This is a genomic window from Mycoplasma wenyonii str. Massachusetts (assembly GCF_000277795.1).
Classification (GTDB): domain Bacteria; phylum Bacillota_I; class Bacilli_A; order Mycoplasmatales; family Mycoplasmoidaceae; genus Eperythrozoon_A; species Eperythrozoon_A wenyonii.
This window is the reverse complement of the sequence record NC_018149.1, coordinates 621,863-641,094: the sequence shown is the minus strand read 5'-3', so window position 1 is coordinate 641,094 and position 19,232 is coordinate 621,863. Positions and strand designations below refer to the sequence as shown.

At 33.5% G+C, this 19,232-nt stretch carries 17 protein-coding genes; 5 read left to right on the top strand and 12 right to left on the bottom strand.

The window, feature by feature from the left end; all coding sequences use genetic code 4:
• The first annotated feature begins 30 nt into the window (after window positions 1–30).
• Window positions 31–2,196, top strand: a complete 2,166-nt coding sequence (topA, locus tag WEN_RS03525) for a type I DNA topoisomerase (RefSeq protein ID WP_238530695.1) — start codon at window positions 31–33, stop codon at window positions 2,194–2,196.
• Here topA and WEN_RS03520 read toward each other — a convergent pair.
• Genes WEN_RS03520 through dnaX form a run of 5 tightly spaced genes read right to left on the bottom strand, consistent with a single transcriptional unit; the run spans window position 2,193 to window position 9,358 of the window.
• Window positions 2,193–2,462: a hypothetical protein gene (locus tag WEN_RS03520; RefSeq protein ID WP_014850162.1), complete on the bottom strand. Its 270-nt coding sequence runs from the start codon at window positions 2,460–2,462 to the stop codon at window positions 2,193–2,195. The two genes, topA and WEN_RS03520, sit on opposite strands and share 4 nt — an antisense overlap.
• Window positions 2,463–2,484: 22 nt before the next feature.
• On the bottom strand, window positions 2,485–3,105 hold the full coding sequence (upp, locus tag WEN_RS03515; protein WP_014850161.1) for a uracil phosphoribosyltransferase: 621 nt from the start codon (window positions 3,103–3,105) through the stop codon (window positions 2,485–2,487).
• A gap of 31 nt (window positions 3,106–3,136) precedes the next feature.
• Window positions 3,137–4,039 carry a hypothetical protein gene (locus tag WEN_RS03510; RefSeq protein WP_014850160.1) on the bottom strand — a complete coding sequence of 301 codons (903 nt, stop codon included), beginning with the start codon at window positions 4,037–4,039 and terminating at the stop codon, window positions 3,137–3,139.
• 20 nt (window positions 4,040–4,059) lie between these two features.
• A complete protein-coding gene (locus WEN_RS03505; RefSeq protein ID WP_014850159.1) occupies window positions 4,060–7,644 on the bottom strand; it encodes a DUF3713 domain-containing protein in 3,585 nt (1,194 codons plus the stop codon).
• A 19-nt stretch (window positions 7,645–7,663) separates the two neighbouring features.
• Window positions 7,664–9,358, bottom strand: a complete 1,695-nt coding sequence (dnaX, locus tag WEN_RS03590; protein WP_014850158.1) for a DNA polymerase III subunit gamma/tau — start codon at window positions 9,356–9,358, stop codon at window positions 7,664–7,666.
• Window positions 9,359–9,410: 52 nt separating this feature from the next.
• Here dnaX and rpmE point away from each other — a divergent pair, with 52 nt between their 5' ends.
• From rpmE to WEN_RS03585, 3 genes are all read left to right on the top strand, one after another.
• A complete protein-coding gene (rpmE, locus tag WEN_RS03495; RefSeq protein WP_014850157.1) occupies window positions 9,411–9,641 on the top strand; it encodes a 50S ribosomal protein L31 in 231 nt (76 codons plus the stop codon).
• Window positions 9,642–9,693: 52 nt separating this feature from the next.
• Entirely contained in the window at window positions 9,694–10,791 is a 1,098-nt protein-coding gene (gene prfA / locus WEN_RS03490; protein WP_014850156.1) for a peptide chain release factor 1, read from the top strand.
• A 376-nt stretch (window positions 10,792–11,167) separates the two neighbouring features.
• Window positions 11,168–11,617 (top strand): class I SAM-dependent methyltransferase, encoded by a 450-nt coding sequence (locus WEN_RS03585; RefSeq protein ID WP_148268021.1) that lies wholly within the window; start codon window positions 11,168–11,170, stop codon window positions 11,615–11,617.
• Here the strand turns inward: WEN_RS03585 and WEN_RS03480 are convergent.
• The 7 genes from WEN_RS03480 to WEN_RS03450 all read right to left on the bottom strand — a co-directional run bounded on the left by WEN_RS03480 (window position 11,607) and on the right by WEN_RS03450 (window position 17,862).
• Window positions 11,607–12,479: a TIGR00282 family metallophosphoesterase gene (locus tag WEN_RS03480; protein ID WP_014850154.1), complete on the bottom strand. Its 873-nt coding sequence runs from the start codon at window positions 12,477–12,479 to the stop codon at window positions 11,607–11,609. The genes WEN_RS03585 and WEN_RS03480 overlap by 11 nt on opposite strands.
• Window positions 12,480–12,521: 42 nt before the next feature.
• Window positions 12,522–13,682: a hypothetical protein gene (locus WEN_RS03475; RefSeq protein ID WP_014850153.1), complete on the bottom strand. Its 1,161-nt coding sequence runs from the start codon at window positions 13,680–13,682 to the stop codon at window positions 12,522–12,524.
• 51 nt (window positions 13,683–13,733) lie between these two features.
• Complete coding sequence (locus tag WEN_RS03470) at window positions 13,734–14,825, bottom strand: hypothetical protein (protein ID WP_014850152.1); 1,092 nt, start codon at window positions 14,823–14,825, stop codon at window positions 13,734–13,736.
• 61 nt (window positions 14,826–14,886) lie between these two features.
• Window positions 14,887–16,095, bottom strand: a complete 1,209-nt coding sequence (locus WEN_RS03465; protein WP_014850151.1) for a hypothetical protein — start codon at window positions 16,093–16,095, stop codon at window positions 14,887–14,889.
• Between the two features lie 18 nt (window positions 16,096–16,113).
• Window positions 16,114–16,557: a hypothetical protein gene (locus WEN_RS03460; RefSeq protein ID WP_014850150.1), complete on the bottom strand. Its 444-nt coding sequence runs from the start codon at window positions 16,555–16,557 to the stop codon at window positions 16,114–16,116.
• A 2-nt stretch (window positions 16,558–16,559) separates the two neighbouring features.
• Window positions 16,560–17,081, bottom strand: coding sequence for a hypothetical protein (locus WEN_RS03455; RefSeq protein ID WP_148268020.1), 522 nt, complete (start codon window positions 17,079–17,081; stop codon window positions 16,560–16,562).
• 88 nt (window positions 17,082–17,169) lie between these two features.
• Window positions 17,170–17,862, bottom strand: a complete 693-nt coding sequence (locus WEN_RS03450) for a hypothetical protein (RefSeq protein WP_014850148.1) — start codon at window positions 17,860–17,862, stop codon at window positions 17,170–17,172.
• 447 nt (window positions 17,863–18,309) lie between these two features.
• On the opposite strand from WEN_RS03450, the gene WEN_RS03445 reads away from it, so the two are divergent.
• Window positions 18,310–19,179 carry a hypothetical protein gene (locus tag WEN_RS03445; protein ID WP_014850147.1) on the top strand — a complete coding sequence of 290 codons (870 nt, stop codon included), beginning with the start codon at window positions 18,310–18,312 and terminating at the stop codon, window positions 19,177–19,179.
• Window positions 19,180–19,232 lie beyond the last annotated feature (53 nt).

Here is a 19,232-nt window from a genome sequence, read left to right as displayed (position 1 = left end):
TGTAATTCATTAGTTACGATGGCAGACTTAATGTTTATTGAGTCTCCAGCAAAAATGAAGAGCATAAGTAGATATCTTGCAGGTACAGAGATAGAACTCTTTGCTACCTATGGACATATTAGAGAGATTAAGAAAAATTGAATTGGCAGGGGAGAAGGAATGTTTAATCCTCAGTGAGATGATAGCAAGAGAACAGTAGAGCTAGACAACAAAAAAGTACCTATTATTGAAGCCATTAAGAGAAAAGCTAGTAAGGCTTCTAAGATCTATCTAGCTACTGACCCAGATAGAGAGGGAGAGGCTATCTCTTGACACATCTACTCAATACTTAATGGAGAGGATAAAAGAAAGTGTTCTAGAGCTGTTTTCAATGAGATTACTGAAAAAGCCATTAAAGCTTCACTACAAAACACTAGAGAGATAGATCAAGCAATTATTAACTCTTATTTAGCAAGAGTATTGCTAGATAGACTAATAGGTTACAAGCTATCTGACTATACAAGAAAGAAGGTTGGTGGCGCTTCAGCAGGTAGAGTTCAATCCATTGCACTTAAGTTTTTAGTTGATAGAGAAGATGAGATCAAATCCTTTAAGAAAGAGAGCTGATTTGTCTTAAAGGTTGAGTTAAAGAATGGATTAACTCTCTCAACTATTCAGTTAAATCCAGAGATACTCTCACAAGTAAAGCTCTTTAAAGAACAAAAGAGGGGAATAGTTTGATTTCAAACAAAAGAAGATGTAGAGAAACTAGCTAAGACTCTAGAGCTTAACTACAGATTAGTAAAGATAGGAGAAGCTAGAAAGGAGTCTATTAATCCCCCAGAAGCTCTTAAGACCTCTTCTTTATATGAAACAGCCATTAATAAGTTAGGTATGAGAGCGGCTATGGTTACTCAAACAGCTCAAAAGCTGTATGAGGGAATTCCCTTAGGTAAAGAATCAATAGCTCTTATTACCTACCCGAGAACAGATAAGACAGATCTTTCAGAAGATTTTGTCTCAGAACTTAAACAATATATCTCAGCTAAATACTCCGAGAAATACGTCAGTTCCGATCAAGATAAGAAATCAAGAGTAGTAAAGAAAGATAAGTTGGTTCAAGGAGCTCATGAAGGTATTAGACCAGTTGATCTCACAATGACTCCTGAAAAGTTAGAGAAATATATTTCCCCTACTACTCCTGAATACAAACTCTATAAGTTAATCTGAGCTATTACCCTCTCATCTTTTTGCTCTCCAGCAAAAAATGAAAGAAAGAGCTATACCTTTGAAAACAACAAGAATCTCTTTAGTGTCACTAAGACCACAGAGATATTTGATGGTTTTAAGAAGATACTAAGAGAGTATGGTTTCTCTCAAGAACAAGAAGGGGAGAAAACCAATCTATTTGAAAAGCTAGAAGAAGGTCAAGACTATCCCAAGAAACAAGAGAATATAGTAGAAGAGAGTACTTCTCCTCCCTCTAAATACAGTGAAGCTAGCTTAATTAAAGCTTTAGAGGGTAAAGGAATAGGAAGACCTTCTACCTACCCTGTAGTTACCAACATTATCAAAACTAGAAATTATGCTACTTTCGCCAAAAGCAAGTTTGAGATCACAGAGTTAGGTTACAGAGTCTCTAAAGATCTAGATAAAAACTTCTCAAACTTTATCTCTTATGACTACACAAGATTAATGGAAGAAGAATTAGACAATATCTCTCAATCTAAGACTGATTGAAAGTCATTCTTACAACAAGTATCTGAGGCTTGAACTAAGTCTTTTGAGAAAGCAGATAAATTTGAGTGAGTTGAGGATAGAGTTTGTCCAGAGTGCAAAGAGAAATTAGTTTATAGACATACTAAGTGAGGTAAGAGATTTATTGGTTGTACAGGTTTTCCAGCCTGTAAATACTCTGAATTCCCGAAAGAAGAACCTCCAGAGAAGTTAGATACACTATGCCCCAACTGCAAAACCAATTTAGTTAAAAAGGTAAGTAGAAAGACTGGAAAGACTTTTAATGCTTGCCCTAACTTTCCTAAATGTACCTATATAGAGGGAAGAAAAGAGAAAGGAAAGAGTGAGTTTGTTGAAGGAAAAAGTTGTCCTAAGTGTTCCGGAAAGCTAGTTTATAAATATTCAACAAAGAGAAATAGTAGATTTATCTCTTGTTCTAACTATCCGCGTTGTAGACACATAGAGAGTGCAGAAGATTAATAAGTACTTAGAATAATTAGCTTTAGATTGTTGTAGAGAAGCTTTAGATCAAAGATAGTAGAAAGACTCTCTTTAAGTCTTATTAACTTATTAATTCCCTTAATATCTTCTATTTCTTCTATTAACAGATCTATTAAGGTTTGTAGTTCTTCTTTAGAGAGAGAGACAAACTTCTTGTAGTAATCTTCATCATCTGATTTTTTAGCTCTTCAGACAGAAATAAGCTCTTCAGCGAAAGAAAATAGATCCTTTTCTGTTAAAGACAAAACCTAACTCTTAGCTAGAAAATTATTTAGTTCTGTATAGTCTATCTCCTGCATCTCCAGCACCAGGAATGATGTAACCTTTAGAGTTAAGTTCTTCATCCATTGCAGCAACATAGATATTTACATGTGGATATTTTTGAGTTAATAATTCTACTGCATGTTTGGAGATAATAATTCCTAGAACTGTAATATTCTTGCAGTTGTACTTAGCAATAATATCTAGAGATTTAGTAAGAGTTACAGCAGTAGCAATTAGAGGGTCACAGAGAATAACCTTTGAATTTTCAATACCTTCTGGAAACTTTTCATAGTAACTAACAGCATTTAGATTGGTATCTCTGTAGATACCTACATGTACTGTTTGACAATCTTCAAAGAATGTTTGTAGTGCATCTGACATAGCCAATCCCGATCTAAGAACCGGAATAACAGTAATGGGTTTAGAGATTTTCTTAGCTGGACAGCTAACAAAGGGAGATTCAACTGTTGTATCTTCCATTGGAAACTCCGAATGAGCCTCTGTAGCTAGAGCTAAAGTGATCTTCTTTAAGTTATTTCCGAAAGTTACACTATCACTATTCTTATCTCTTACTTTGATTAATCAGTCTTGAACTAAGTTATTTTTTGAAACTACTACAGCCATTTATGTGTCTAAATTAACTAGATTTTAATAACTATTGTTGATTGACATATAACTTATATTCATCTCCCATATGCAATGAGATTATCTTTGCATCAGAGAAAGATAAGTGCTTTTTTATTTGATTTTTTGCATCAATAATCTTTCTGTAGTTATTTAGTTCATCTAGTACTATAGCCCCTACAGTCATTGGATATTTATTGTAGGTAGAAATAGGTTTAGTATTTCTGAATCCAAAGGTAAAGAATTTATCTTCATATCAGTGAGCCCCTCAGATTAAGTTGTCAAAGCTCTTTTGCTTACATTGCTTACAGATAGTTGCTAAAGCAATAACTGTACTAATCTGAAAGAAAGATAGCTCAGAGAAAGAATCATTAGTAATTCTCAAAACCCTTACAAGTATCTCTCTAGCAACTTCCTCATTTATCTTTTTTAGGTGAGCAAGAGAGTAGTTGAATCTAGACTCTAGCTTTTTGTGTTTAAAAGACTTAGTTGATTGTTTCTTATCTTTTTCAATCTCTATTTGAAGTAACTCTTTGTCTTTACTTACTTCATCTAGTATTCAATACTTTGAATTGAATACGTAGTACAAGAGAAAGAAACCTAGTGGAGAAACAAATATTAGACTTAGTCAAGCTCACTTAGCGCAAGCTAGTCTACCAAATCTCAGCATATTTTGAATGAATCTAGCTCCTATGAATAAATGAAGAACAATAGAAGTTACTAGTAGATAGGTAGCCATACTAGTATCTATTGCACTAAGGTGTCAGAGATAAAAGAATACAGAGCAAGAGATATTAGAGAAGGCAAATATACCTGCTCACTTTCTTAACTCTCTGGGATCATGTATTATTCCTACACATTTACTACATAAGTGAGAGAGTAACTCTTTGAAATTAAAGAAATAAATTGATAGCTTAGAGGTAAATATTCCCATTTATTTCTTTCTAAAGAAAGCTAAATAATAATGGAAGTGAATTGATCCTTTAAGTGGTAGTCATTAGTGGTTAGAGAGTATACCTTACCACCTGGATAACTTCCTCTCATAAGGTAGTGATTAATAGCTTTAGTTTGTAGTCCAGGATCTTGAGCTTTCTTAACTATGTCTTTAATTAGTGATTCTGGAGTTAGGTGTTTTTTGATGAATTCTGCAAAAGTCTTTTCATCCTTTAGATCTTCTGCGGTGAATTGAATTAGAAAGACAGCTGAATTACTTTCATTCTCATCTTTAGTTTCAAAGATGTAATGTTCCTTTGCAGTCTTTTCTAGATCTTTCATTAAGCCTCTGAAGTTCTGTTTGTTGTGTTGATTTTGAGTTTGTGTATTTTGTTGATTTACTTGAGCCCCAACAACTCCCTTGAGCAGATGATCTTTAATGAATTGCTTTAAAAGCTCTTTTTTCTTGTCTAGACCAAATCACTCCAAAACTTCTGCTCTTTTAGCATCTTCTGTATTTTCTCTTAATTTCTTATAGTCTGGTAATTTAAAGGCTTCACTGATAGAGTGTGTAACTCGAGATAAGTAAGCAACAAACTTAGAAAACTGACTATTAGTTTTGATTGAGTCAATTTGAGATTGAATCTTGTCTCAATTTACATATCCTTCTTTAACTAAGAACTTAAGTATCTCTGCATAGAGATTTCCCGGAAGTTGTAGTTGAGAACCTCTAGAGACAGCTCCTTTGTAACCCATTAGAGATATTTCTCCATTATTACTGTCTTCTTGACCTTGACCTTCAGCTTTCTTCTTTATCTTTGTTACAGAATATCTATCTGCTGTTTTGATACATAGCCTTGGGTCTAGACTAGTTGGGTTTCATTCTCCAGTAGTTTCTGTTCCAGCTGAACCAGGTTCAGGTCTTCCTGGATTTCCGTTTGCTTTTATTGGAGCGAAGAAGTTATTATCTCCAGTTCCTTGACTTACACTATCTCCACGAGCATGACCGTCACCTGTACTACTCTTATCAGGATCAAGAGGATTCTTTGAGTTTTCCTGAGTACAGAACTTATTTCAACTTATGGTGAAAGCATAAGCTCCAAAGAGTTCATTCTTAACAATACTCTTTAGTATTTCTCTATAGTGAGTCATAGAGTTTTCTAATAGATAAAGAGAAGTAACTAAGAGTCTCATTTGAGCTCTCTCTAAAGTATTTCCATTCTTTAGAGGTTGATTTAATAAGTTCCTTAGAGTTAGTAGGTTTTTGATCTTTTCAAAATCAGTTTCATTATTTTGTTGCCCTGCAGACTCTTGTGGCTCTTTTGCTGATAGTTTGTAAAGAAGAGTATCGGAGACAGTATCTATTTGTCTTGCAACTAATTCTTCTTTAATAGCCTTTTTAAGTAACTCGGTTAAGTTGGTTTGGGTTTGAGTATTATTTGTTTCTCTTCTTTGTCTTCTACCTGCACCCCCGGCGGCGAAGTTAAAGAAACCGTTGTAAGCGGAGGAGAGAGAAGTTTCTAGCTCTTTTAGAGTTTGATGATTTATTTTATCATTCTTTATTAACTCAGACATTTTCTCAAAAGAAATATCCATAAATAGACCTTTTTTCAATAAATCAAAACTTGATACCTTTTCTAGAAGGAATTCAGCTACATTTGTTTTCATACATTCTGGTTTTTCCGACTTTTTTGTTCTTTCTTCTAAGAAAGACCAGTATTTGGAGTCTTGATGTCCCTCTCCGGAACCATTTTGTTGTTTTGCTTGTAAGCCACCATTTTCATGTCCACTTGTCCCTGCAGGATTGAAATAACTTTCAATCTTCTTTAAGTGACCATTAATTGAGTCATTAATCCCTTTAATTCAACTCTCATAAGACCCCTTTTCCCTGTCTAAGTATTTAGGAAAATTAGGAGAAACAGTGCCTAATTTAGCTAAGTAGTTAGATTGTTGAGAGTAATCAATAAGACTTATAAGAGCATTATTTCTACTTCTAATATCTCAAGCTTTTGTGTATCCTCCGAATTCTTCTAACTTATGACTTAGCTCTCAGATATTTACTAAGCTGTCAATAACTTCTTTACAACAACAAGTTCCGTTAGTTACTTGTTTCTTACAGTCTTCTTTTATATGGCAGTAATACTTTAGAAGTAGATAGGCAAAGTTCTTCTCTACATATTCTTTAAATTCTTTAACTAGTTTTTCTTTACTTTTTATTAATTCTTGATTATTAGGTTTTTCTGAAGCCCCGTTAGAGTCTTTTGAATTTTCAATCTTATAAGGAAATAGAAGATTAAATCCTTTTTCATCTCTCCAGAAGATTATTTGATTTGGATTCTTTTTATCTTTTTCTTTATCACCTACAGAGTGAACTAAAAATTCTATGCCTTGGTTGTTGTTTTTTTCTTCTTTACTTTTAGTTGAAGTGATACAGAATAGCTTTAATGGATCTTCCTTGAGCTTTTCAGAAAGCTGATCTAGAGTAGGGATTGAATCTTCATTCCCATCACACTTAGAGCCACTACCTATCGCAACATCTCACTTTTTTAAGTGAGGATTCAGTATAGAAGTAACAGAGCCCCACAATCAATAAAATGGATTGTTTCTTGAATTAGAACTTGTTGAGCTAGATGAGGAAGAGCTGCTAGTTTGTGTTTTAGTATAGGCATATCTCAGGGCTAAGTTTTTTTGTGGAGTGTTGTCGTCGGAGATTCAGTGAATAGAAGTAATCTTTTTTAATTCTTCTTTGTTTGTTTTTTCCGAATGACCAAAAAGATCTAATCATGTACCCGAGCCCCCAAGCAATAAATTAATTTTTTGTTTGAACTCATCTACTTTTTCAGTATCAAAATCTGGGAAATATAAGTCTGGTTTGTTAGGTAAGGTAACATTTTTGAATTTCTCACTATAAAGCTTTTTGGTTTTTTCACTAAAAGAACCAGCATAAGGTAATACATGGTGAACAAAGTGACCAGGTCTGTATTTTTGAAGCCAAGTACCGAATAAGAAACCAATGAAAGGGAGATTTTTATGAGTATCAATTTTTGTTTTTGTCAGTGGTTTAAAAATAGCAGTGCTTTTTGAGTCATAGTAGTTTTCAATACTGAAAGTATCTATCTTTCCTGTTACAACACTCTTTAACTTTGTTAAATAACTTTCATCATCAGAGACTCAATTTCTCTTAACCCTAGATTTATCTTTTTGTTTTTGTTTAATGGAGCCTTCAACCTGTTGTTTTGAAGTCTTTAGAAATTTCTGCAAATGTTGGAGTATTGGGGTGTATTTATTGTGCTTGTCACTAGCTAATTTACCTTCAAAAATAGATTTAGCTATTTGAGTTCCAAAGCCTCACATTAATAAAGGAACAGAGTTTGGATCTTGGGCTAGTTGTTTAACTACATGAGCAGGTGTTAAGTTCTTTGCGCCCTCCTCACCATTAGTTCCGGCAAGAATAAATTGATCTCCCTTTGAAGCCTTATCGGAAGACTGAAATCTTCCACTTCCTACACTACCTTTTCACTGAGTGACAACTAAAGAACCAATAACTGAGCTACAAATAAGAGGAATAAGCAGTCAAAGTGCTTTCTTCTTGAATGCAGGAGTCATTTATTAGACTCCTACTTCTTTAAGCTAAAAACTTAGATCTCGGCTCAGAAAGAAATACCTCTCTTATTCTCTCTATCCTTCCTATCTCCTCTTGGTTAATAGCTTTAGGAGTTACTGGTCCTTCCTTAAAGCCTTTGTTTTTCTTAATTGCATTCTGCAATTCAGAAAGAGTTATTCCTTTTCAAGCAATAGTGAAGCCAAATATCTTATATAGAGTTTTTATTATCTCTAAGTTTTTAACTTTTAAGTTAAAGTAATTGGCTTTATTTTCATCAGGAAAGACCACTACACACTTGGAATCACTAGAACAAATTAATTCATATTTGGGAATCATATCTTCAAATAATTGAGAGATAACTAGCTCCTTTTCCTCGTTATCTTTCGCTTCTAGATAGTCTTTTAAGAGAAAATAGTGTTCTTGACTAGTTTCTCTATCTGCTCTTCTTAGTAACAAGATCATCTCTTTTTCCTCAGGGAGTAACTGAATAGAGTTGAATTGAGGAAGATCGATATTATCTATTCCTAACATATGGTGTTTAAATAATTTCTTTGCTTCAGGTAATGTGATTGTCTTAACAGTTTCAGTTACTGATTCACTCAAAGAACCCTTTTCACTTCTTTTTTCCTCAATAGAAACTTTTTTCTCTTCAATAACCTCCTTCTTAACTTCCTTTACTACAACCTTTCCACAATTCTCGAATAAGTTAACTAATAGATATTTAGAGTAGGATAAAGAGAATTGGTTAGGACCAGTAGATAATGCTGGAGCTAAGAAGTTAATCATTGAATTTAAGTTAAGGCCACTACTTAAAACAGACTTAGCTTGTTCTTCACTCAAACTACTTAATACCTCTTTAGAAGAAGTTAGTTGATAAAAAGAAAGCTCTAGTAGTCTTTCTAGAACTAACTCAAATAACTTATTAGAGTTAACTAGATTCTTCTTTACTCTCTTTATAGCCTCTAAGTAGTTAGAGTTAAGCATTAGATTTAGTAACTCTAGGGATTCTCTCTCTAAATTAGTGAGACTATCTATTGACTTAGTATCTGTTAGTAATTTTTCTAGAGATACAATTGCTTCTCTAGCAGAACCTTTAGAAGCCTCAGAGAGTTTAGAGATAATTTCACTATCTACTTTTTTCTTTTCTATCTGAGAGATATGTAAGAGTAATTGATTTAAGTCTTCAGTCTTAATAGGGGCAAAGAATAACTTTTGACATCTACTTAAGATAGTAGGAATGATCTTTTGTATAGCAGTAGTAAGAAAGATAAGTATTAAGTGTTGAGGAGGCTCTTCTATTAACTTAAGTAAGGCATTTCAGGCTTGATAGCTAAGACAATGAGCTTCATCTATTATGTATACCTTCTTACTAAGTAATAATGGAGGATATACAGAGTTTTTAATAATCTCTCTGATGTATTCCACTCCATTGTGTGTAGCTCCATCTATTTCTATAAGATCTGTACACTCTCCATTCTCGATAGACTTACAAGAATCACAAGATCTACATAGCTCTTTGTTCTTAGAGAACTTAGAACAATTAACTGCTTGAGAGAATAATCTAGCAGCTGTTGTTTTACCTGTACCATTAGGACCATAAAAGACAAAGGAATGAATAGAGTCTTTACTAGTTAGGAAATTAACTAGTAATTCTTTAGTTAATTCTTGACCAATTAATTCTTTGAAATATTTAGGTCTGTGCTTGTTGTATAACACAGCAAGGAAAATAAATTATTTCTAGTTTAAGAGCTCTAAAATTATAAAGATTATGTCAGCCCAAAAACAAGATCTATCTAAAAAGTTAGTTACTTATAGTTGTAACTCTTGCGGCTCTACCTATAAGTTACTTAGTGGGGATCTCTCACAAAAAACAGTACCTTTAGATATTTGTGCAGCTTGTCATCCCTTCTATCAAGGTAAATTAGCTTCTGAGTCTACTTTGGGTCTTGCTGAAAAACTAAAAGATAAATTCACCTCAGGAAGAAAGAATATTAAGTAGTTAATAAATAGAAGAGAGAAAGAATACTTTATTAGTAAATTAAGTAAGAACTATGATATACAACCAGAAGCTGTACTCTTTTCTTTCTTCCATCTCTGAGAAGCAAAAAGAACTAGAAGAAAAGGTTCTATTAGATGCTTCTAGTCTTAAGAATGTCTCTCTTCAGAAAGAACTCTCTAGAAATAGAGAATTAGTCTCTAAATTCTCTGTATATAAGAAGCTAATCTCTGACTATGAGGAGTGCAAAACCTCTGCAACTAAAGAAAAGAACTTAGAGCTAAAGAGCTTATTAGATGAAGAGTGTTTAGAGTTAACTAAAAAGATCTCACAGTTAGAGAGTGATCTTAAGTCTGAGTTACTCCCAGATAACAAGTATGACGAAAAAAATATAGTGATAGAGATGCACTCAGCTGCAGGGGGAGAAGAAGCTGCTATCTTTGTCTCTAACTTATTTGATTCTTATAAGAAATATGCTCAAGAGAATAAGTGAAAGCTCAGTGTAGTTGAGTTAAGAGAGAGCGAAAAAGGATTAGCTTTTATTACCTTTAGACTCTCTGGGAAGAAAGTCTATTCCAAGATGAAATATGAATCAGGAGTTCACAGAGTACAAAGAGTACCTGAAACAGAATCTAAAGGTAGAGTACACACTTCAACCATTACAGTGAGTGTCTTGCCAGAGGCAGATGAAATAGAAGTTCAGATAGACCCATCTGAACTAAGAATAGATGTTTACAGAGCTAGTGGGGCAGGAGGACAACATGTTAATAAAACAGAATCTGCTGTAAGAATAATTCATCTCCCAACTAACATAATGGTCGCCTGTCAGCAAGAAAGGTCTCAGTTATTAAATAAAGAGATTGCTCTAAAGATTCTCAAAGCAAAGTTAAGAGATAGAGAGAGAAAGTTACAACAAGAAGAACAATTTACTAACTTAAAACAACAAATTGGTAAGGGAGAGAGAGCTGAGAAAATAAGAACTTATAACTATCCACAGAATAGAATGACTGACCACAGAATTCTCTTAACTATTAATAACCTAACTTCTATTATGGAAGGGAATCTCTCTCAGATACACCAACAACTATCTTTAAAAGAACAAGAAGATTGATTCAATAGCTTAGCAGATAATTATTCTTCTCTAGCAAATTAAGACTTTTAGAGAGTTAGTTTCTTCTTTTCCAAAAGAACTCTCTTATAGACTCTTTGAATACACCTTCTTATCTTCTAATAGAGTTACTAACTTAACTGAGTATGAGAACTACAAAGAAGAAGTTATAGATTTTGAGTGCAATCTCACAGCTAAGTTAAAACAAAAACTATTAGATACTAACTATCCAGTCCCGAGAATAACTAAATGTACTTTTTTTAATAACAGAAAGTTTCAGTTATTTGAAGGAGTATTTGATCCTAGACCAGAAACTGAATTAGTAATAGAAATAACTAAGAAAGAGATACAAGAAGCAAGCTTCGCCTCTTTTTCTTACTTAGATCTTTGTTCCGGTTCAGGTGCTATTTATCTTTCTGTTTTGTTGGAACTAAAGAATCAGATTACTTATTCTGCAGGAATTGACTCTTCTCTTAGAGCTTCTCTTAATACCTTAGAGAATCTAAATAAATCAGGAGTTAAAGGAGATCACAAGGTCTATTTATCTTCTTGAAAGAGTTTCTTAAATAGGAGCAATAAGTGAGAAGTAATAACTATGAATCCTCCTTATTTAGACTCTAGAGAGTGAACTCAAGAGCTTAAGTTTGATCCTAGAAATAGCTTAGTAGCTAGTAAACAAGGAGCATCTCACTATCAAGAGCTATTAGATTACCTAAAGAGAAATAACTACTGAAAACTAGTAGTCTTGGAATGTAGTGAGTATCATGAGAGCTTTTGAGAAGAGATAGAGAGACTCAATACTAATTGAACTCTTAAGAGATATAAAGACTATTTAGGTAAGTTCAGAGTAGTCTCTATAACTAGGAAGTAGTTAGTTTATATATATCTTCTCTATATCCTTCTCTAAGTATTACTGGTTGAATACTTATAGCTTTATAGGTAGTAGTATCAAAGGTTAATAGAACTGAACAGATTTGTCTAGGACCACTTTCTGGTTCTAGAATGAATCTCTTTTCAGGATAAAAGAACTTTTCTATTATTCCATGTTTTGCTCCACCTATAACTCCGCAGGAAGGACCAGTCATCCCTATATCAGTAATATAGGCAGTGCCTTCTTCAGTAACTACAAAGTCATTTGTAGGTATATGTGTATGTGTTCCTAAGATAGCAGAGACTTTTCCATTAAAGGCTCAAAGAAAAGCATTCTTTTCGCTAGTAGTCTCTGCATGGAAATCTACTATGTGTATTCCCTTGAAATTATTTAGCTTAAGTTGATCTAATAACTTACTAAGAGCTAAGAAACAATTAGATTGATTTCCCTTGAATACAACACTATTACCCATTAGATTAGTAACTCTAATAGTTGTACCTTTAATAGTGAACTCTTTACTTCCTTGACCTAAAGAACAATAGGGAAAAGATTCCTTTAGGTTTAAAGGTCTTACTAGATTACTGTAGGTATTAAAGAGTTCTTTTAGACACTCTCTTTTGGCTCAAGAGTGATTACCTAAAGTAAAGAAGTCTACCCCCACTTCTATTAGTTGATTCAGTATCTTAGGAGTTACTCCTTTACCATGTGCAGAGTTCTCTGCATTGGCAATCACTAAATCAACTGAGTATTCTTCTTTTAGTCTAGGTAGATACTCTTTGATAATGTCTCTTCCGGGTTTACCAAAGATATCTCCAATAAATAAAACCTTTAATTGCCTGTGAGTATTGTCTTGCTGTTCCACAGATTACTCTCTGAAACAGTAATTTAGCTTAAATTTAAAGGTTTATTTGATTAATTTAGAGGTAAAAGGAAACTTAATATCAAATTTTCAAGGTATTTTTTTACCATCTTTGGTTATTAGCTCTCCTTTTTCTATTCTTGTATAGCTAGGATCTCAAAGGTAGTATTTTCTGCCTTCACCTAAAGTTATCTTTTTAACTTTTCCTGTTTCTTTACCTACTTTTAGATTCTCTTCAGCTTTGGTTGATTTTCAATCATGTATGGCCACTCAACCCTGACCAGGCATTCTATAGCTTTTTGCATGATCTCGCATCTTAGCTTTGCCATCCCCTTGTAATCCAACTCATAAAGTTTTGCCATCGTTGAATTGATTTTTAACCAAAATACCTGGAGCAATAATTTCTCTCTTATACCATCCCTTTTCCTTTAGTCCAACAGCAACAGCTATACTCATCCCTCCATTGATATTCAGTTCTTGTAACCCAATTCGACTTCCACTCTCCCCACCCTTTAATTCTTCAATAACAGGAATTTCGCTTGTATTTTTGTTTTTGTAAAACTCTTTAGAACAATTACCTATTAAAGCTCGACCCTGCTTACTATATTGCCCATCATATGTGCCGCTCAGCAAAAGACCGCTACCATTAAATTGTTTTTTGATTTCTGCTTGAACACTTGTATCTTTAAATTCCTTTCAGCACTTTGCATTCGATGGACCTCCATCTTTCACAATACTTACTAATCCTTGAAATTCAATCTCATTGCTTGTATTACCTATCCCTATAAGAAGGAACTTTTTATTGGTGTAACCGCCAATAACTGGTTCTATTGAATTTTTATTCACTAATCAACCTTTTCTAGGACTTAATTTAGTTTCGATGAGGGTTAATGCTCCAGACATGGGAACTTTAGTGTCATTGGTTTCATTTGTTATAGTTCTTTTTTCTATTGAAGCATTCTCACTACCAGACATCCGTAGAACATATCCATAGGAATAAGCCATATTTCCTGCGCCAGCCCCCTCCCTCATTCTTCAACTATCAAATCAAGGACCAACTTTAACTTCATTTCACAGCTTCCCCGACACTTCTCCTACTGTTTCAACTAATCTAGATTGTTGTTTCAGTTGTAAAAGGCTAAATAAAGAAGGACTTATTGCACTACCTAAAATAATTAATCCTTTACCTAAAGCGGGAAGTGGCAATCTTTATTGTCTAGGAAACTATGTTACTATTGGGGATTTTAAGTCTTAGTGTTACTTAATTAGGCTGATAGTGTAGGGAAGAGAGAAGTTTACTTTTCAAGGTAGTTTGTAACCTTCTTTAGTCTTTAATGTCCCATCTTTTATCTCTGTATAGCTAGGATCTCAAAGATAGTATTGTCTATCTTTGTTGAAAGGGACTTTTGAGATTTTCCCTTTTGATAATTTAGTCATTCCCACTTGTATTAAATTAGCCATATTATTTTCAACAGCTTTCCATTTATCTCTCAAAACCCCTTCTGCAAATTTCAAATCATGAACAACAACATATGGACGATTGTATTTTTTACCACTTTTAGTTTTTGGCCCAACAAAAAGATTTTGTGGTTTTTGAGAAACTAACACTTGTAAAGGTGCGCTTCTAGATCAGTGTCTCAAGCTAACGTTACTTGATTTTTTTATTCCATTCCCAAAAATGGCAGTGAGTTCATTCCCTCCTTTTATTTCCAATACTCCCACTTGTTGATCTTTGTCATTTTTTAATTGAGTTTCGACAAAGCCCGGTTGATCTTCAATATTCTCATATTGTTTAAAAAAGACCTTATCATCGCAATAACCATTTTGTATTGCCATACTTTCATCCCTCTGACATTTACTTTTGATTCCTGGGTGTTTTGTTTTCACTAAAGAAACTAAACCTGTAACTTCAACCTCTTTAGTTTTCACATTGACTCCCATTAGAAAGAATTTCTTAGGAGTTAGACCATTACGAGAGTTTTCTTTTGATTGGATTGAAGATTGAGTATCTCCTACCTTTTCTATTAACCTGAGCTCTCCTTCAGCCTCCTTTAAGTTTCTCTTTGCTCTCCGACTTTTGTCTTCGCTTTCGAAATAATTTGTACCATTAGCTCTCGCTACATAACCATATGAATAGCTGGTTGGTTTTTCAAAGCCCCCCCCGAGTCATTTGGAATCAAAAACTGGAGTGATGTAACCTTTTTGTCATTCAGTATTTTTTTCGTTATTTGTTACTTCTATTAATCTATTGCCCTCAAGAGATAAGTAACTAGAACTAAAGAAAAAAGAAGGGCCACCAAGACTACCTAAAGTAATTAATCCTTTACTTAAAGTTGGAACACTGATCAACTCTTAGAGAAGAGATCAGTTTATGGTAATTTCTAAGGATTTTAAGAAGGTGGTATGGAACTTACTTAATTAATTTAGTTTCCACAAACTTTCCAATTTCTAGCTTGAAAGGCAATTCTTTTTCATTTTTGGTTATTAACTTACCTCCTTTTATTCTTGTGAAGCTAGGATCTCAAAGGTAGTATTTTCTATTCTGATCTAAGTCAATCTTTTTAACTTCACTTGTTCCACCATAGATTCCTGTTAGATTCTCTTCAGATTTAGTTGACTCTCAGTCAAGTATCGCCATTCAACCTTGATTTGATTTTCTTTTTTGTTTCCCATTAGTTTGACTGTCAGTTTTAGCTATTCCATCTCCTTGTAAACCGACTCACAAAGTTTTTCCTTTCCCTCCGTCAAATTTGTTTTTAACCATAATTCCAGGTGCAATAATATCTTCTTTCTTTCCACTTTCTTTCTTCATTCCTGTACTTATTGCAATACTCATTCCACCTTCAATATTTAATTCTTGAAACCCTACTTGCTTGTCGTTATCCCCTTTCAGTTGTTCAATAAAAGGAATTTGACTTTTACCTTTGAAGAATTCTTTAGCACAATTACCAACTAAGGCACGACCTTGCTTGCTATATGCTCCTCCATCAATTCCATAAGTGTTGCTTAGCAAAAGTCCGCTTCCCGAAAACTTACTATTGATACTCGTTCTTATCGATTTATCTTTTTCATTTTCTTTGAATTCCCTTCAACATTTCGCTTGAGATGGCCCTTCATCCTTCACAATACTAATTAATCCTCGGAATTCAATTTGATTGCTAGTTTTACCAACTCCTATCAATAAAAATTTCTTATTGGTATAGCCGCCAACAACTTTCATCACTTTACCCCTCTTAGCAGGTAAAGTCTTTTGATCTTCATCCATTAGAGAACCTCATTTAGTTTCAATTAGAGTCAACTCCCCATCTTGAATTCCTTTCATATCTGTTGTTTCATTTTGTATTTTTCTTTCACCTGAAGTGGCAGTTTCAGTACCACTTATTCTCGCAACATATCCATAAGAATAAGCAAGACTACCTACTGTACCAGAAGCACCTTCCTTCATTCTTCAACCTTTAAATCTTGGAAATATTCATGTTTCACTTGACAAATCTCCAGTTATTTTTCCTACCGTTTCAATTAATCTAGGTTGTTTTTGAAGTTGTAAAAGGCCAAATAGAGAGGGACTTATTACACTACCTACAACAATGAAACCCTTTCCCAAAAAAGGTAAAGACAATCTTTGTTATTAAAAAACTTATTGAAGAGTAATTTGATTTACCAGGCTATCAACATCTAGAGTAGGTAGAATTACATTTTCATAGTATTGAGCTTCAGATACTCCTGCCTTTTTCGCTAGAAGGGAGTGAGACAATTTCATCTTTAGTGTGTAAAGATTAACAAAAAATAGGAAGAAACCGATAGAAATTAAAGAGGCATTGACAGAAACACCATCTGCTGGAGAGTCGTTAACATGTGAAATTCTGAAGGCGGAAGCTATTACAATGAACAAGCAAGCGAGCAGTTGGCCAAACAAAAACCCTTTGCTCATCCCTACAGTATTTTTAGTTTCACTTATCTTCTTATATTGCCAGTAAATGATTGCAGAAAGAGCGAAAACTCCTACCCCAGAAATTAAATATCCTGTTTTTTCAGCGGCCATTCTACCAGTTATTTCTTGAAGAAAAGGAATTCAGAACATTTCTAAATGTTTAATTCTGGACTAACAAAAATTTCTTCAGTAGGCTCAGCATCTCCATCCACACTTTCTCCAGCAACTTCTAGTCCTTCAGTTTCATTAATTTCTTCACCCTCAGAATGCAAATCAGAAGCACTATCTATTGCAACTTGACTAATCATATCTTCATCTCTATTCATAACTTTTATGAAGAAAAAGTATGAACAAATCAACCCAACAACCCCACCACTCCCTATCCAAGAACCCCTAATCACTCGATATTGCCAGTTTATTTTAGTTTCAACAGAAGTGGCGGCGGCATCATACATTTGAGTAATAGCGGCCGCGCCAAAGAAAAGAAATCCTACAAAGAATAAAAAGAATAAATCTGTGTGTAAGTACTTATAAGTTTTTGTTTTCTTCATATATAAAAATTGAGAAACGAAAGAAAAAAGAATACATAAAGCTAACGCACAAGAAAAAGCAACACTGCAATATGTAAGATGCGGTGACGTTGCAGCAAGACCATTTTGAAAAACCACCAACATCTAACCTCTAAAACAAAACTCTAACAAATACTCTATATTTTAAGTTATTAAATAAATATTTCAATAAGTAAGTACTAATTAGTAATTGTTAATCAATCAATACTATAGGTTTCAATTCGTTTCAAGTTAATTGTTTTGTAGTCTGTTTACCTGTAGATTTAATTTCTATTGAACAACCTCTAACCCCTTTGTAATTATTTTCGCCACAATCCTTTAAAGAAAATAGAACGTCTTTTAATTTAATGTCTTTGATTCTTGTTTCAGGTTTAGGATATTTTTCAAATTTAAATAACTTTTTCTTACATTTGATGAAATCGCCATATTGTTGAGAATTTGTTCCCGCACTTATTTCACCAAGTCTATTGCTTTCTCCCTCAATTGTTAAATCAAATTTGGAGTCATCCCCGTCATCATTTAACTTATCTTGCAAATTTTGTATACCATATTTTTCAGGGATATAAACTTTTGGTCCCTTGAATTTTGTATAATTTCCTTCTCCTCATAATTGAAGCTCAGACCCTTCATTTATTTCTCCTGAATTTTTAACAATTAAATAGATTAATAAATCTGAGTAAACCCATTCCTTGTCACTGCCCTCAGCATTTTCTAATTTCCCGTCATCTAACCTTGCTCTGTTACTGCAAGTAGTTAAATAGAACTTACTATTAGCTCTTATTCTTCATATATTTGGAGGGTCTCATTTCGGAATAGAAAAAGAAGTGTAGCCAATTAAACCACCAACACCACTAACAGCAGTTAAAAAAATCTTCGCACCTAACACAAAAAAATGATTAATTTAAAAATAATTAAATCTCTTTTTTGCCTCATCAAAGCCTGTAACTAAGTTGGATATTTTCCCGATCCTAGAACCCCTTCTAATTCATTAACTGGAATTGAATCAGTTTGATTTCGCAAATCCTTAACACAGTTTTTGAAAAAATAGAATAATCAACAGTTTTAGATTTTTAGGTTTTATGCTTGGAAGCGTGAGCCCCCTTACAAAGCTATTAATGGTTTTGGCAACAAGTGGAAGCCCCTTGATCTATTATGGAATTTCTCACCCGATATCACCACAAAAGAACAAAGACAATTTAAGTGATTATTAAAGTGAGAAAATGAGACAGAAAAAGAATTAACCAAAGAGCAAGAATCTAATAAATATTCAGTTAAAGAAAGTAGTGGTAATAAATGACAAGGATTACACAATGATGAACAATTAAAAAAGTTATTGGATGTTAAAAACAACAACATTTATAAGTTATTTTTTAAGAAAGAAGTAATACAAAGTGAAGGAGAAATAAAAAATGGTAAAGGACTTAAAGGGGGGATTACATTAGCAAAGATTAGTTCAGACAAGGAAAAGAGTGGTAGCGCAAAAGTAAAGATAGAAGAAATAACTAAAGAAGAAGCTAAGAAAGTTTGATTAATTATCGCAAGGGGAGAGGGTGGGTCAATATATTTAATGCCTTCTGTGTTGAGCGAGGGGAATAAAGAAAAAGATATTTGGAAAGAAGGAGTTAGTGATATTAGTAAATGGAATAATAACGAACAACAAGAAGAGTTAGATAAGAAGCTCACACAATCTTTAAAGGGAGGTTTTGCAATGGTTAGGGCTGGAGAAAATATTATGGAAGGGTCGGGACTAGGGAGGGCAGAAGAATTGTTATATACAACGTGATTACAACACAAAAATCGTGGGATGGATTTTTCTGTTTTATTGGACGACCAAGCGCAAGCAAATATTTTTTACTACAACGCAAGTGTAGTGTTAGGGAAAAAAGAAGAGGCGAGGACAATACAACCAAGAGGTTGATTTATGTCTTCAGGAGAAATAGAACAATGAAATGACAAAGTAGAAACATTCTTTCCATTAGATATTCAAGTTATGGGTCAAGAAAATAAATTAGAAGAAACAAATAAGGATAAAAAGAAACTACTTCAAGAAATAAAAATAAATGAAAAAATTACTGAAGTTATAGGAGTCAGACTAGATCAAGTTGTAATTACAGAAACTGGAATTGGTAGAGGTATAGAAAAGGAAATAAAGTGAGGAGTAAATGTAAATAAGCCTACTTGAACTAGCGAATTACTTAAATAAAACCCTAAAAAGAACTATTTAATTCAAAACTAGAAGTAAAAGTAGATAGTAAG